Origin of the sequence: Collinsella sp. AM42-18AC (assembly GCF_003467965.1) — a bacterium.
Taxonomy (GTDB): Bacteria; Actinomycetota; Coriobacteriia; order Coriobacteriales; family Coriobacteriaceae; genus Collinsella.
The window spans coordinates 81,203-95,608 of sequence record NZ_QSFY01000008.1; the positions used below are offsets into that span (position 1 = coordinate 81,203).

The following is a 14,406-nucleotide window of genomic DNA, read 5'->3' on the forward strand; positions in this document are numbered from 1 at the left end:
GGGCCTTCCCGCCGACCGCGTCGAGCTCGTGGTGGGCGACATCTGCGACTCCGAGCTGCTGGATAAGATCGTGCCGGGCCACGACGCGATCGTGCACTACGTCGCCGAGAGCCACAACGACAACTCCATCGCCGACCCGGAGCCCTTCCTGCGCACCAACGTCGAGGGCACCTTCCGCCTGCTGGAGGCCGTGAGGAAGTACGGTATCCGCTACCACCACGTCTCCACCGACGAGGTCTACGGCGACCTTGCGCTCGGAGACCCGGCGAAGTTCACCGAGGAGACGCCGTACAAGCCCTCTTCGCCGTACTCGAGCACCAAGGCTTCCTCCGACATGCTCGTGCGCGCCTGGACCCGCACCTACGGGCTGCGCACGACCATCTCCAACTGCTCCAACAACTACGGCCCCTACCAGCACGTGGAGAAGTTCATCCCGCGCCAGATCACCAACATCGTCGACGGCGTGCGCCCCAAGCTCTACGGCCGCGGCGAGAACGTCCGCGACTGGATCCACACCGAGGACCACTCCTCGGCCGTCTGGGACATCCTGACCAAGGGCCGCACGGGGGAGACCTACCTCATCGGCGCCGACGGGGAGAAGAACAACATCACCGTGCTGCGCATGATCCTTGCGGCCATGGGACGCGACCCCGAGGACTTCGACTGGGTCGCCGACCGCCCCGGCCACGACCGCCGCTACGCCATCGACTCCACCAAGCTGCAGACCGAGCTCGGCTGGAGGCCGGCGCACACCGACTTCGCCGAGGGCCTCAGGGCCACCATCGACTGGTACGTCGCCAACGAGGCCTGGTGGCGCCCGGCCAAGGAGGCCACCGAGGCCCGCTACCGCGCGCAGGGGCAGTAAGGAGAGCAGAGACATGGCAGACATCGCATTCGAGAAGGACCTGAAGGTCGCGGAGACCGGCATCGAGGGCCTCAAGGTCGTCGACCTGGCCGTCCACGGCGACTCGCGCGGCTGGTTCAAGGAGAACTGGCAGCGCGCCAAGATGTGCGCGCTCGGCATCCCCGATCTCAAGGTCGTCCAGAACAACATCTCCTACAACGACAGCCGCGGCGTCACCCGCGGCATCCACGCGGAGCCCTGGGACAAGTTCATCTCCGTGGCCCGCGGCTCGGTCTTCGGCGCATGGGTCGACCTGCGCGAGGGCAGCGCCACCTACGGGAAGGTGTTCACCTGCACGCTCGACCCGTCCAGGGCCATCTACGTCCCGCGCGGCGTGGGCAACTCCTTCCAGGCCCTGGAGGACGGCACCGCCTACACCTACCTGGTGGACGCCCACTGGTCGCTGGAGCTCAAGAGGACCTACACCTTCGTGAACCTCGCCGACCCCGAGCTCGCCATCGAGTGGCCGATCCCGCTGGACCAGGCCACCGTCTCCGAGGCCGACCTCAACCACCCGATGCTCAAGGACGTCGTCCCCATGGCGCCCAAGAGGACCCTCGTCACCGGCTGCAACGGCCAGCTGGGCCGTGCGGTCCGCAAGCTCGCCGAGGAGCGCGGCGTCGCCAAGGACTTCGACTTCTGCGACATCGACACCTTCGACATGTCCGACCCGGACGCCTACGCACAGTACGACTGGTCGCTCTACGGCACCGTCATCAACTGCGGCGCCTACACGGCGGTGGACAGGGCCGAGACCCCCGAGGGCCGCGCGACCGCATGGAAGGCCAACGCCACCGGTCCGGCCCTTCTCGCCCGCACCTGCGCCGGGCACGGCATCACGCTCGTGCACGTGTCCTCCGACTACGTCTTCGACGGCACCGCCGAGGTCCACGACGAGGGCGAGCCCTTCAGCCCGCTGTCCGTCTACGGCCAGACCAAGGCCGCCGGAGACATCGCCGTGGCCGGCTGCCCGCGCCACTACATCATGCGCAGCTCCTGGGTCATCGGCGAGGGGCACAACTTCGTCAAGACGATGAAGGCGCTGTCCGACCGAGTCGCCGACCCCGAGGACGGGCTCGAGCAGGTCACCGTGGTCGACGACCAGCTGGGCCGCCTGACCTTCACGCGCGACATGGCAGCGGCCATCTTCCACGTGCTGGACGCGAAGGCCCCCTACGGCACCTACGGCTGCACCGGCTCCGGCGCCGTCAAGTCCTGGGCCGACATCGCCCGCGCCGTCTTCGAGGCCGCCAACGGCAACGGGGACAAGGTGGTCCCCGTCAGCACCACCGACTACTACGCAAATGCCGCCGGCCCCATCGCCCCGCGCCCGGTCCACTCCGCGCTCGACCTGTCCAGGCTCGAGTCGGTCGGCTTCCGCATGCCCGACTGGGAGGAGGAGCTGGGGGAGTACCTCAAGACACTCTAGTCGCTCTTAAATATGCGAGAGTCAAAGCCGCCGTTTCTTAACGGCGGCTTTTCTTTTGCCTGGCATAAAGTCCAGCCGCGACAAAAACGGCGGCGGTCGCCAAGCTTATTGCGAGCCCTGCAGATCACTGCGGGCGGCAGAGTTGGCGTAGAGCTCGGTTCTCGAGGGTGGCTGCAGGCTGCCCGAGAAACCGAGATTCACCTGGAATGCCGTCATTCTGATCAATGTCAAGCCGCCTTCTTGCCGAGAATCGGGTTTTCGGCCACGCCGAGCGCGATGATTCCGACCGCGTGCTCCGCGGCGGTGCCCTCGCAGGCGGGCTCGGGCGCGTTGGCCTTGGCGCCCTCTTCGGCCCTGCCGATGGAGTCGTCGACGGACCGGCGGCGGCCGGCCCATTCCTCGTTCGTCTCGGCGTACACGGCGCCTATCATCCCGATGGGCGACTTCCCCCGCCAAGGAACGCCTGCACCGCGCGGCTGCGGCGCTTGAGCCCGCGGTTGGCGCGCTCCTGCAGGTTCGAGCGGAAGGAGGTGGAGTGAAGGGGAAGACGCGAAATGGGCGTTGGGCATTGCGGTCACGACGCTTGCACTTGCGGCGTTCCTGCCGCTCGTGTCGGTCGTCCTGGTGCTGAGGCCGTTGAAGACTAGTGGCGCGTCCGAGACAGAAGTCACCGCTGGAGGGGCCGTCCGTTTATTGTCCGGACGAGCTGAGATGCTTTTATCACGATAAGCGCAGATAGGAAGTAAATCACTGGTATGATTTGAAAAAGGAGGAAACAGATGAAAGTCCAAATTGGGACAGTGTGCAGCGCGATGGAAATCGCCGAGTATGCTGTCAACAGGCGATATCGCCACGGCACGCCCATCAGCAATCTTCAGCTCCAGAAGATCCTCTACTTCCTGCAAGTCATATACGCGAGCGAGACCGGTGAGCTGCTATTCGCCGACCAGTTTGAGGCATGGCCCTACGGCCCTGTCATCAGAGATGTCTACGTTGAGTTCTCTGACTGCGGCGGCTTCCCGATAAAACGCGAGTTCGACACCGAGATAAATGATTCCATCCGCCCGTTCCTGGATGCGGGGGTGGACACGCTCGCCGAGAAATCCCCATGGGAGCTCGTCAGGATCTCACACGCCGAGGGGTCCCCGTGGGACATCATCTTCAATCAGAAGCGCCTACACAAAGGAATCATCCCAAATGAGCTGATCATGCAGTGCGCTAGCGAGGTCTCTGAGTGACCGAGCAAGACTATGCAAAGGCGGCCGAAAACTTCGGAAGGGTCCTCTCTCTCTGCTCACCAGCAAAATTGGGACTCTTTCGAAGCCGCCCCTGAAAGTTCCCCCAATAAACGCAGGCAGCGACGACGTAGAGAAACGCAAGGCTCTGCGCGACATGCTCGAATCCCTCGCCAGCACGGATGATGCCGCGGTGCTCTCTCAAGAGGACATCCGCCGAGCCTCGAACTTCTTCGCAAAGCTATATGGGGGGAGCGAGCCCTATCGCCATAGATATGCCGACATCTGCGACCTGGTGTTCAACGCACTCGGGCATTCCTCTGGGGACCTGGACGAAGGGGTCCCCTATTCGGTCAATTGCCTCGCCGAGAACATTCGCATTATCCATGGGCACCTGACGAAGCAGGGACTTTGTAACCAGGCAAAAAGTGTCCTCAAACTCGCCGACCACATCGACCTGGAAAAGACGAGGCTGAGCCACGATATCGAACAGCAGCAGGCCATGCGCGCATTCAAAGCGGCAATCGCCGAAGTGAAAGCGGAAAGGGACGTGGCGGACCAGAAACGCGCGGAGCTGGAAAGGGAGTTCGACGAGCGCCTCGACAAGACGAGGATGGAGTACATCGCGATTCTCGGCGTCTTCGCCGCGGTCGTACTCGCGTTCAACGGCGGCGTCGGCTTCTCCACGTCTGCGATGGCCGCGTCGGCATCGACAGCGGCATGAAGGCCCTCGTGTTCCTGACCGCGCTGGTCGGATTCGTCCTCATCAACACAGTGTGCATCCTCCTCGTGTTCATCTGGAAGATGTCCTTCAACCATCGGAATGTCGAGCTGGGAAAATGGACGAGGAACTGCCTGATCGCCGCAGACGTCATCCTCGTGGCCATCATGGCTGCGATGATGGCGCTCTCTCACCCTGGACTCAGGGCATTCATCGGGTTGTAGCCCAAACGTAGCGCCAAGGGCCGTCTCGGAGGGCGGCCCTTCTCATGGCGACACATCTAGGAACATAGCCGTGCGGTCATCCTTCGCCGCATGGGGCACTGGGGAGCCGTCCTTCGAGGCGGCTTCCCGCTTTTCGCGGCGGGGCGCGATTGATTGAAGGTGGCGCCTGTACGCTGACGAGCCACTGGCGAACCCGCACCACGAGAGATACTGCTCAGGAAGTTCGGCAGGTACGGCCTGCTCGTGATCGACGAGTGGCTGCTGAACAAGCCAGACAGCCTGTTCAGGGCGATGTTCCTCGAGCTCATGGAGCTGAGCTACGGTTCGTCCTCGACCGTCTTTTGTACACAGTACAGGCCGAAGAACAGGCACGCCAGGCTGGGCGGCGGGCTTCACGCCGAGGCGATCATGGACAGGATCGTGCACGGCACCGTCTGGCTGGAGACGGGGGACGTCAACATGCGCGACATATACGGCTGACGGTACTGAACGGACACCGGCGGTACCGATTCACGATACCGCCGGTACTGTCCCGCAATATTCACGGTACGGAAACGCGCAAATACTCATTACACTATTTTTCTCCCAGCAATCGCATTTTCACACGAGGAGAACAAGTCATGGAATTGAACGCCAGCAACCCCTCTAATACGATGGATAGACCATTAATTACATATTATTCTGAACTAGGAACAGTATCAAAAGGGACTTTGGACGATGAACCTGATGGCTTCTATGTGTACAGCCTGCCGTCGCAAGATCTTTTATACGATTCCTTTGACAGCATTCAGGAGCAAATCCATTCGAGATTGATCGACCTCGACAATCTCATCATCGAAAGATTGTTCGGAAACCAATCGACGTACTATTCCATCATCCACTTCTGTCCGATTGCAATATCAGAGGGCGGCTTCAGTCCCGAAATGACTTTCGATAGAGATTCGTTCGCTGGTTACGCCAAACGCTTCTCATTCGAGGAGGCGCGAAGGCTCATCTATTTAGACGATCTAAGGTATTTATCCGAAAGCTTTGGCAAAACGTACGATCAGGCCGTGGGCTCACTGAGGATGGCATTCTGCGCACTAGGGGAAATCGAGCCCATTGGAAACATCTCGGACGGAGTATTCAAGGTATCCTCTCCAAAGTCTCATTCAATGATGAGAGAAGTGGAGTCGTTCATAATTTGGCTGAATTCTTCATTGGATATTCTCAGCCATCTGCTATTTGAGCTGGACCGGATTCCCAATCGATTCGAATCCTTCAAGAAAATCCGATCAGACAAGTCGGCCCTATATTCCAAATTCAGGTCAAAGAGTTCGCACTCTGGCGACGAAGGCCATATATGCAACGACTTTCCCGAAGCCGTGTACTTAGAAGAACTGAGAAACGAGATCGTCCATAACAGAGCTTTCGAAAATTCAGCGACCTGCTACATTAGCCTCGAGAATGGCATCGTAAAAGAGCGCTTCTTCCTCCTGCCGGATTCAAATGAAAACGGCAGGTTGCCAAGGTGGAATGGAAGATGCCGATTCTACTCGCAAGAAAATAAAGGAACGGAGCGCCTTTCCTCGCTTTACCGAGAGATATAGATTCGAATATCGAATTCCCTGGATTACGCTATTGATGATCTTTCGGAAGAGATCAGCGAGATGCGCTCCAGCGGCGAGCTCAAGGTGATGAACCCCAATGCAATAGAGGAGGCCATCGAATCATTTCGTGTCGCAGCCATGCCAGCCACCAGCAAGTAATGGAAACCGCCGCATTGGGGTTCATCAGAGGAGGTTCATCTCGGCACATTCTGATATCAACGAAGACGATATCAGAAGCGTCTCGGAGAAATCGTAGAGGATGCTGGAGACTTCTCCCGTATCTATCCGTGCCAAAGATTGAAGAGATGTTCAACGCGGGATTCGGCTTCGCTGTCTGTGCATGCGCTGCCCCGCGTGGCATATCCGCCGCGCGACCGCCACGACTTCGACCCCGAGGTGCTTGGCCAGGTCAAGCGCGGGCACCGCGACGGCGCTCAGGAGGGGGTCGGATATTGTTAGTATACGCGGCTTGCCGACGTTTATGCGAGCAATATCAACCCGAAGAAGTCGGAGGGCTCTCTCCGGCAAATTTACTTGTTTGAGGCGCGGGACAGTGGCGCCCCGAGCTGTTGAAGCCATGCCTGATCCTTGTCCCCCTAGGGTCTTTTCAGGGGTTGTTCCTTTTTAACGGGAGCGTTGGAGGTAGCCGCTTTCATCAAGTACTTGTTCGTGGCACGCGAATTGCTGTGCGCTAGTCACTTCATACCGTCGTTCTTTTTTCGTTATTCGTACCGCTTGATGAACCGGTCGGTCTCGTCGTACGAGAGGTAATCGGGTTCGCCCGTTCCGATTCTCCAAGCGATCTCTCGGGCTTTCGCTATCATGGCCGCTGTTGCGGCATCGGCACCTTTCGGCATCTTTGCATGTTTGATTTCTATGCAGCCGCCCGTGACCTCGGGGACGCTCCTGTACATCCAAGTTTCGCCTATGGGTACATGGACGTCGAAGAAGTTCCACTCGAACTCGGTGTCCTCAACCGTCCTTGAGGGGAAGTTCGGATGCAAATCCCAATGCTCGGAGAGAGCCTTCTTGGCACGATTGAGGACGACACCCATTGCCCAATTGCCTGTTCTTTTGTAGGCAGGACCCTCCTCTGCGTGCTTTTCGGCAGTCGCCATCGCGTTCCAGATGAGCGAGGTGATCTGTGCGGGCGAGTATTCTAGGAGCATGGTGTCGAGCAGAGTTTCAAACTCTTCGCGCTTCGGCCCCTCATACTCGTAGCACGCATCGTCAAGCTGGACATCGAGGTAGGCTAGAACGAGACCTTTTGCGGTTCGCAGCCAGTACTCGCGCTCACCCTGACCAAGCGCGACGTATTCGCGATCACCTTCGACGATGATGGGGTTTCTCTCGTGGGCAGTGTAGCCTTTCAACTTGATTGCAAAGGGCACCTTGTACCAATAGAAGCTGAAGCCGTCTTCCTCTTCCTCAAACCCGCTCAACCATTTGTCGAATGCTGCGGTTGGTTGAATGTACCCCTCGCCCCTGAGCGCCTTACAGGCGTCGATGAAGCCAAACAAGAGCGGTTGGTCTGCGATGGGCCCAAGGTAGGTATTGCCACCCCCGCCTCTTACTTCGATCAGGACCTCGAATACTGTGCTCGTGAGGCTATCAGGATTGCGCTTGGCCCATTCGAACTCTTTCGGCTCAATTGAGAATGCACGACGCAGCCTGTACTTCCGCTCAAACTCTTCGAGCTCTCGCATTGCTTGCTGTCTAGTTTTACCGCAATTTGGGCAGAAGACCTGATCCTTATAGTACGAGTCCGCCGAGACGTCCTTGATGCCCCTGCTGATTCTAGGCGCAAAGAGCGCACCGCCGCAAAGGGGGCAGCCATCGTCCAGCTCGATCATAGGGAACAGCTCAACGATCTTCTTGTCTGTGAAGCTCTTCGGGAGGTCATAGAGCTCCCTCAGATCATTCAGTGAGAGGCCAGAGGTGTAGTAGGCGTCCATAAGCTCGTTGACGTTGTCCTCGCCCAGCTCTGCTCTAACTTCGTCAACTCTTGACATATGCTCGACTTTCTTTCGATCAACGGAGGTTTATACGTGCCATTTTATGATATAGCCATGCGTCTTACGGTGGCGCTTTGATAAGAGGAAGGTCTCGGGCAGCGTTAGATCGTCCGAGACCGGGATGTCGCCGCTAGGCTGTGGGCAGCTGCTCTGTATTTGTTGACACTAAGGCCTCAAGCATCTGATGCCAATGTAAGTTTCGATAACTCTCTTTCAGGTAGGCTATATTTCTGATCTGATGCGATCGCGTGATTCAAGATAGCATTTCGGGTGCAAATAAATTGCTTTACGCATTGGCGTAAAGGTGCGTTATCGCCGTCAATAGCGCAAACGACGAAATTCCGACGTTCGCACTATTGATGCCGACGTTGCCTGCGCATAGCTGGGCAAGGGCGCTGATGATCATATCGGTTATCTCCGCATCTCCATCTAGTATGCCATAGGCAAGCATTGGAATGGGCGGCCGCATTGCGTTGGTGAACTCGCTTCACCTCATGTTAGCCTGCTCGGTTTGGGTGAGCCGCTCCTATATACCGAGCAGGTTGATTAAAGGCGGTGAGCCCGTGAACGATTTCGACCCGTCTCGTATTCCAGGGTATGCGACAAAGAAGAGCTACGCGCATTTCGATTACCGTGTTGCATTCAAGGATGTCGAGGCGAGGGTTTGTGATGCAGATTTTATTCAGCGTCACGCATTTCTTCCCTTAATTGCGAATAAGCTTTGCCATGTGAGATTCTGGGACGGCAAGAAAACCCTGAAGACGAGAGGTATCGCATATGCATCTCACTTGGATCACAGGATTTTTCAGTATTATGCGCTGCAATGGGGCAAGTTATATGACCGTCGTGCCTTAGAAACGGGCATCGGCGGCGTTGCTGCAGCTTATCGAAGCGGATTTCACCTCACTAATTACTCTGTTGCTGCAGATGCAATCGATGCCATTCGCAGGCAGGGGGATTCGCTAGTTATCACGGGAGACTTCACCCATTTTTTCGATAACCTCGATCATAGTTACATACGCAAGGCCGTTAGAGGGTTCTTTAACGAGGGCATGCTTCCACCGGACCATTACCAAGTCCTGAAAAACAGTATTGCATTACTGCTATTGGCCTGTTGGCGATTTGGCGAGAAGGAACGGGCTTTGCTGGATTGATCTTCAGCCAGACGACCCGTTCACGTTTGGCAATTCTGCGTCCAAAGTTCGATTCAAGGCGTTAAGGAGCCTTAACAGGCTACCGCGCATCTTGACACCTGCGGAGTTTTCGGCTTGCAAGGATTCTTCGATTGTTGTGCCCTGGAAAGAAAGGCATGATGCGAGGGGCATTCCCCAAGGACTGGCAACAAGTGGCGTGTTGGCGAATATGTATATGTTTGATATCGATGCCCAGATTAACGCGTGTGTTGCCAGCGTAAATGGCAGGTATATACGATATTGCGATGATTTAATCATTGTCGTCCCAGCCAAGGATCTCAAAACAGCAAGCAAAGCTCTTGCTTTGGCACAGGGAGTTCCTGCAGTTGAACTACAAGATGAAAAAACCAAAATCCACCGTGTAAACGATGGGAAGGTCGAGCAACTTTCATTTGATGCATTGCTCGCAGGAGAAATGGAAGTTGTGCGAACCGCGCATCATGCTGGAAATCATGTTTCGTTTTTGGGATTTGATTTTGACGGTAAAGATGTCCGAATTCGCCAATCTACGGTCGGCAGGTTTTACAGCAGGTTTTATCGTGCTGCTAAATCAATCGGCAGGCTGGCTGACAATCCGGACAAGCATCCGAGTAAGAAACGCGTAAGCGCATTGTATGAGCATTACTCTCCGAAGGGGAGCAGATCGAGTGACAAGCGAGGTGCTTCGGACCCAAGCTGCTACGGAAACTATCTTTCATATGTGGCAAGAGCTCAGAAGGCATTTCCGAATGACCCCATTAGCGGCCATGTTTCCAAGATGTATAGGAAAATTAACAAGGCAACGGGTAGGGGCTGATGCTAGCTTAGGTGCCGTAAGTGACAGTAAAGCTGTAGCTAAATCAAGGACTTCGAAGCTGTCTTTGGAGTGGGCTGCATCTGATTTCATTTTATTGGATAGATTTAAGGATGAGCCAGTCGCGTCTTCTTCGCTGTGCTCACGGTCTTCAGTCCGTCTCGGCTGCATGGTGAGGCTCGACGGTGTAGAAGCGCGTGAACGAGATCCTGACCTTCACGCGCGACATGGCCGCGGCCATCTTCCACGTGCTGGACGCGAAGGCCCCCTACGGCACCTACGGATGCACTGGCTCGGGCGCCGTGAAGAGCTGGGCCGACATCGCCCGCGCTGTCTTCGAGGCAGCCAACGGCAACGACGGAAAGGTCGTTCCGGTGTCGACCGCTGACTACTACGCCCGCGCCGCCGGCCCCATCGCCCCGCGTCCGGCCCACTCCGCGCTCGACCTGTCCAGGCTCGAGTCGGTCGGCTTCCGCATGCCCGACTGGGAGGAGGAGCTGGGGGAGTACCTCAAGACACTCTAGTCGCTCTTAAATATGCGAGAGTCAAAGCCGCCGTTCTTTAACGGCGGCTTTTCTTTTGCCTGGCATAAAGTCCAGCCGCGACAAAAGCGGCGGCGGTCGCCAAGCTTATTGCGAGCCATGCAGATACTGTCGAGGGCAGCCTCATGTGGTGCTCGTGGGGGAAGTCGAGGTAGGCAGGGGGTCGGAATTCGACAACGCGACGCTCGACGAGCCCTTTAAGGTCTTCGGCAGAACCAGGCTGCTCTCGAAGATGGGCTGCCCTTTCGACAGCGCCGTCGACGAGTCTGCCAACAAGACGTTGAAAGCTGAGTTCCTGTGCCGGGAGCAGTTCGCGAGCCTGCGCGATCTCCAGTTGAAGTTGAACGACTACGTGTGGTGGCACAACAAGGAGCGGATGCACTCGACGCCGGGATACATGAGCCCGGTCGAGTTCCGGAAGGCAGGCCTTAGTCTCTGAGAAAAATGTCCTAAAAATGGTCGCCAATCCACCCTTTCACCTCGCGAGACATGGTGGAGACGTCGCGCGAGATCGTTCGCGCTATCTCGCGGAGCAAATCCGCCCGGTCGAGCCCCTCCTCGATCCTCTGCCTGTCCAAAAACGTCAATTGCCTGTATGGTTGCGCCATGGCCTTCCTTCCTTTCTTTTGCGGCTTGCAGGTGTGGCAATCGGCAACCATGGGGGAAGGAAGGCCGTTCGTGCAATCGTGCCGCATGCTCAAGCCAGAAGGCTTTCACGTACGGCATTGGACGTACGAGGGACTTCAAGACCAAGCGCAACTGTTGCAGCAAGTCTTGTTGGTTGCAGTTAGTATTGCGGCTAGAATAAAAATTTAGGTTCAAGAAATGGGGTGCGGTTCACTCTTGGCTTCTGTGTGGTTTTCGGCGGGATTCGGAGTTTGTTGCATTTAATGCGACACCGGTGTATCGCGCCGACGTGGTATTTCAATGCAACGACAATGGCATAACATTTAGCAAGGAGGGCATGGTGGATTTAGCTGAGAAGCTCATGTATGTTACGGTGCAGGTGCGGTGCGAGCTTGAAGGCGGAGGTTTATCCCAGGGAACCGGTTTCATCTTTACGTATTCCAAAGGGAATCGTTCGCTTCCGGTACTTATTACCAACAAGCACGTTGTTTGCGGTGCCTCGAAGACGCGCCTTGCGATTCCTTACGTTCATACCGAGAACGGTATCGACGAGAGGCGATCGTTCTGCATCACCGTTGATGGTGGCGAAGCGGTCTGGGTCAAGCACCCGGATGACTCTATCGACTTATGCGCTCTTCCGCTCCAAAGCGTTTTCGACCTTATGTTGCGGCACGATTCTGAAGCGCACCATGTTGCGCTCGACGAAAGCATCATCCCGTCGCAGGCGCAGCTTGATAAGTTGAGTCCTTTTGAAAACGTAATTATGATTGGTTATCCAATCGGGTTGATTGACGAGGTTCACAATGCCCCACTTATGCGAAAAGGCATGACCGCAACGCATCCACGATACGATTACAATGGGCAGTCGATTTTTCTGATTGACTGTGCCTGCTTTCCGGGTTCGAGTGGCTCGCCTGTTTTTCTGCTTGACAATGGGCCTTATGTCGAGGATGGAGTCCTTACCTTCGGGATGCAAAGGTTCAAGTTCCTTGGTGTGATGTTCTCTGGGCCCGTGCAGCGTGCCACCGGTGAGGTTGACGTGATTGATATTCCGACGACACAGCGCTTGATTGCAACTACGGTCATTCCCACAAATCTCGGAAACGTTATCAAGGCCAGAAAGCTCACCGAGCTTGGCGATGTTTTTTGGAAGATGGCCGAATCGGAGCTTGCGGAATGAGGTGTGGCCGGGAATATCCGGCCCTTGTTATCTCCGGTTTAACCTTCATCCTCCCATGGTTCTGGCGAGATTAGTGATTGTTTCGCAAAATGCTTCACCGCACGCCTTGGGAGACAATGAGCGAGTAGTTCCTTACTGTAACATCTCCCGTGTCGTGCCCATGCGCGTGCTGGTGGGTCGTACTGAACGTATTCGTGCAAGGCGCTGTTTAATTGTCTATTTCCGCGATAACGTTCTCGGGGAATGTCAAGGTTCGCAGCGTCTTCTTGTCGAGCGAACCCCATATACTAAGTATCTCTCTGCTTCGTTTAAGCCTCGGGTCATCATAGTTGTCGAGGAAGATTTCCGCGCATAAGTCTTCGATGTATGATTTTCGAATGCCATCAGTCGGCTCAGCACCTTTCTCGATGTATTTGCGCTCTCCTTGTATGGCGCGGTCTAGATACTCCATGAATTTGTCGTTCTCTTTTGCGAACTCAAATACACGATCGAAGCATTTTCCGGTTTTGACCTGCTCCCATTGTTCGGGCGCGTATTCCGCCATTGCTAGGAAGGTCGGCAAAAGCGCATTCCTTGAGAACGCGATTGGCCAGTCCCCTTGGCAGTCGGCGTCGTTCCTTATGTAGGTCGCACCTTGTTTGAGCTTGTCGATGAATCGGTTGCAATCGCGAAGGCTTCCTCTGTTTTGCTCAATAAACCGTCGGGATATTTTCGTGAAACAGTATCCGCTATGGATGTCGACTCGCTTCGCTTCGAGGTACGTAATTGGATTGATTCGGGGCAAATCGAATCGGTAGTCGCAGAAGCGTTGAAGGTATCGCTGACAGTCGTAATTCTGGCCATAGACCCCTTGGAGTGAGTAGGCAAGTTGCGTTCTGTCCGTTGATTAACCGACCACGATGTTATCTTGAAGGAAAAGAGACTTTGTTTGCTCGAGTAGCTGCATGGCGAATTCCGGCCGACACCTGTCGAGCTCGTCTATGAAGAGCACAGCCTTGTTGGCGACTTCCGGCAGAAGCGCTGACACGAGTTCCTCGGTTTTTGCCCTCAGCTCCTGCCTCTTTCTGAACGCTTCAAGGAAATCGCTCCCGCTGATTGCCTCGAGGAGCTTTCCTGCATTCAGGCCCTTTAAAGACAAAGCGCACTCTATTGCCCCTGCTGCGATATCGGAAACGTTTCTCTCCTGATTAACCTTTGTCTTGTCGGCCATAGTTGCTATGGTTGCCAATAATGGGGCAATCGGGTCGTTGAAATGGTCGTTTTCCCAGGCATTGAAGTATATTGGCAGAAAAGGATCTTCATTCATCTTGGTTATGAGATTGCTGTCGAAAATCGATGTGTCCGATGGGGCATTTGCGTCGATGTGCGGGTTTCCGAAGCGCAAGGTTTCGATGATTTGCTTGACGAAGAAGGTTTTGCCTGTTCCCCAAGGGGCGTCTATGAAAATAGAATAGGGCCCGTTCACGCTGTAAAGTAGATGGATAAATTGAGCGACAATTTCGCGGCGACCGAGTTGGTCGTTTTTTAGCAATTCCCTGGCGAGCTCGCATGTGGGCTCTTCGTCTAATCGTTTCATATGTGCTCTCTTTTCCGTGGTGTTGCTGGAGGAGGTGCTCATTTCATTGCTAGTATTATCGCACAAGCGTTCGTTACGATTGTAAGCGGCTTTATTAATAAACGAGGCGGCGATGGCTCTTGACCTTAGTTTGCATTGGCGGGGACCGTGGAGGCTGTCTCTCGTTGCCGAGACCGTTGGGACGATTCCTTCCGCAATCATTACGGCGGCGGCCGAAGGTGCTACGAACTCGTTTCTCAAACAATACGGTATGCAATAGGCTCGGCTCTTGCCCTTGTGTAAGAAGTGGCATGTCAGAGGTTTCTCAAGTCCTTTGAACAATCGCGTGGCACAAGCGTTTCAGAGCTCCGGAGTATCATCTTCGGAGCCCCTTTGTTT

Annotated in this window: 18 protein-coding genes; 12 read left to right on the plus strand and 6 right to left on the minus strand. The window is 55.9% G+C overall.

Features of this window, described 5'->3' with window-relative positions; translation table 11 throughout:
* Together rfbB and DW913_RS06075 are read left to right on the plus strand one after the other, a co-directional pair.
* Nucleotides 1–865 (plus strand): dTDP-glucose 4,6-dehydratase (rfbB, locus tag DW913_RS06070; RefSeq protein ID WP_117797970.1); only part of this gene is annotated, 865 nt, incomplete at its 5' end.
* Nucleotides 866–878: 13 nt separating this feature from the next.
* Complete coding sequence (locus tag DW913_RS06075; RefSeq protein ID WP_117797934.1) at nt 879–2,333, plus strand: sugar nucleotide-binding protein; 1,455 nt, start codon at nt 879–881, stop codon at nt 2,331–2,333.
* A 105-nt stretch (nt 2,334–2,438) separates the two neighbouring features.
* Here DW913_RS06075 and DW913_RS10215 read toward each other — a convergent pair whose 3' ends face one another.
* Nucleotides 2,439–2,564, minus strand: a complete 126-nt coding sequence (locus DW913_RS10215; protein ID WP_255415061.1) for a hypothetical protein — start codon at nt 2,562–2,564, stop codon at nt 2,439–2,441.
* A complete protein-coding gene (locus DW913_RS06080; protein ID WP_147344071.1) occupies nt 2,561–2,752 on the minus strand; it encodes a hypothetical protein in 192 nt (63 codons plus the stop codon). Before DW913_RS06080 ends, DW913_RS10215 begins: the two co-directional genes overlap by 4 nt.
* Before the next feature lie 360 nt (nt 2,753–3,112).
* Here DW913_RS06080 and DW913_RS06085 point away from each other — a divergent pair, with 360 nt between their 5' ends.
* The 5 genes from DW913_RS06085 to DW913_RS06105 all read left to right on the plus strand — a co-directional run bounded on the left by DW913_RS06085 (nt 3,113) and on the right by DW913_RS06105 (nt 6,102).
* Nucleotides 3,113–3,571 (plus strand): Panacea domain-containing protein, encoded by a 459-nt coding sequence (locus tag DW913_RS06085; protein WP_117797935.1) that lies wholly within the window; start codon nt 3,113–3,115, stop codon nt 3,569–3,571.
* Between the two features lie 154 nt (nt 3,572–3,725).
* Nucleotides 3,726–4,292 carry a hypothetical protein gene (locus tag DW913_RS06090; RefSeq protein ID WP_117797936.1) on the plus strand — a complete coding sequence of 189 codons (567 nt, stop codon included), beginning with the start codon at nt 3,726–3,728 and terminating at the stop codon, nt 4,290–4,292.
* Nucleotides 4,289–4,513, plus strand: coding sequence for a hypothetical protein (locus tag DW913_RS06095; protein ID WP_117797937.1), 225 nt, complete (start codon nt 4,289–4,291; stop codon nt 4,511–4,513). Before DW913_RS06090 ends, DW913_RS06095 begins: the two co-directional genes overlap by 4 nt.
* 210 nt (nt 4,514–4,723) lie before the next feature.
* Nucleotides 4,724–4,993, plus strand: coding sequence for an ATP-binding protein (locus tag DW913_RS06100; protein WP_255413095.1), 270 nt, complete (start codon nt 4,724–4,726; stop codon nt 4,991–4,993).
* Nucleotides 4,994–5,133: 140 nt separating this feature from the next.
* Nucleotides 5,134–6,102, plus strand: coding sequence for a hypothetical protein (locus tag DW913_RS06105; RefSeq protein WP_117797938.1), 969 nt, complete (start codon nt 5,134–5,136; stop codon nt 6,100–6,102).
* A 722-nt stretch (nt 6,103–6,824) separates the two neighbouring features.
* Here the strand turns inward: DW913_RS06105 and DW913_RS06115 are convergent.
* Nucleotides 6,825–8,114: a hypothetical protein gene (locus tag DW913_RS06115; protein ID WP_117797940.1), complete on the minus strand. Its 1,290-nt coding sequence runs from the start codon at nt 8,112–8,114 to the stop codon at nt 6,825–6,827.
* A 566-nt stretch (nt 8,115–8,680) separates the two neighbouring features.
* On the opposite strand from DW913_RS06115, the gene DW913_RS06125 reads away from it, so the two are divergent.
* The 4 genes from DW913_RS06125 (at nt 8,681) to DW913_RS06140 (ending at nt 11,084) form a co-directional block, all read left to right on the plus strand.
* Entirely contained in the window at nt 8,681–9,271 is a 591-nt protein-coding gene (locus DW913_RS06125; RefSeq protein WP_147349634.1) for a hypothetical protein, read from the plus strand.
* Between the two features lie 136 nt (nt 9,272–9,407).
* Nucleotides 9,408–10,106, plus strand: coding sequence for an RNA-directed DNA polymerase (locus tag DW913_RS06130; protein ID WP_158566204.1), 699 nt, complete (start codon nt 9,408–9,410; stop codon nt 10,104–10,106).
* Between the two features lie 194 nt (nt 10,107–10,300).
* Nucleotides 10,301–10,627: a sugar nucleotide-binding protein gene (locus DW913_RS06135; protein WP_233542016.1), complete on the plus strand. Its 327-nt coding sequence runs from the start codon at nt 10,301–10,303 to the stop codon at nt 10,625–10,627.
* Nucleotides 10,628–10,772: 145 nt separating this feature from the next.
* Nucleotides 10,773–11,084: an IS3 family transposase gene (locus DW913_RS06140; RefSeq protein ID WP_117797943.1), complete on the plus strand. Its 312-nt coding sequence runs from the start codon at nt 10,773–10,775 to the stop codon at nt 11,082–11,084.
* 10 nt (nt 11,085–11,094) lie between these two features.
* On the opposite strand, the gene DW913_RS10290 is transcribed toward DW913_RS06140, so the two are convergent.
* A complete protein-coding gene (locus DW913_RS10290; RefSeq protein WP_117774194.1) occupies nt 11,095–11,340 on the minus strand; it encodes a helix-turn-helix domain-containing protein in 246 nt (81 codons plus the stop codon).
* Nucleotides 11,341–11,612: 272 nt separating this feature from the next.
* Between DW913_RS10290 and DW913_RS06150 the strand changes: the two genes are divergently transcribed.
* Nucleotides 11,613–12,452, plus strand: a complete 840-nt coding sequence (locus DW913_RS06150; RefSeq protein ID WP_158566206.1) for a serine protease — start codon at nt 11,613–11,615, stop codon at nt 12,450–12,452.
* Between the two features lie 208 nt (nt 12,453–12,660).
* Here DW913_RS06150 and DW913_RS06155 read toward each other — a convergent pair whose 3' ends face one another.
* Both DW913_RS06155 and DW913_RS06160 read right to left on the minus strand, forming a co-directional pair.
* The gene (locus DW913_RS06155) at nt 12,661–13,014 is read right to left on the minus strand and encodes a hypothetical protein (protein WP_117797945.1); all 354 of its coding nucleotides are present in this window, start codon (nt 13,012–13,014) and stop codon (nt 12,661–12,663) included.
* Between the two features lie 324 nt (nt 13,015–13,338).
* Nucleotides 13,339–14,028, minus strand: a complete 690-nt coding sequence (locus DW913_RS06160) for a P-loop NTPase fold protein (protein WP_158566207.1) — start codon at nt 14,026–14,028, stop codon at nt 13,339–13,341.
* Nucleotides 14,029–14,406 lie beyond the last annotated feature (378 nt).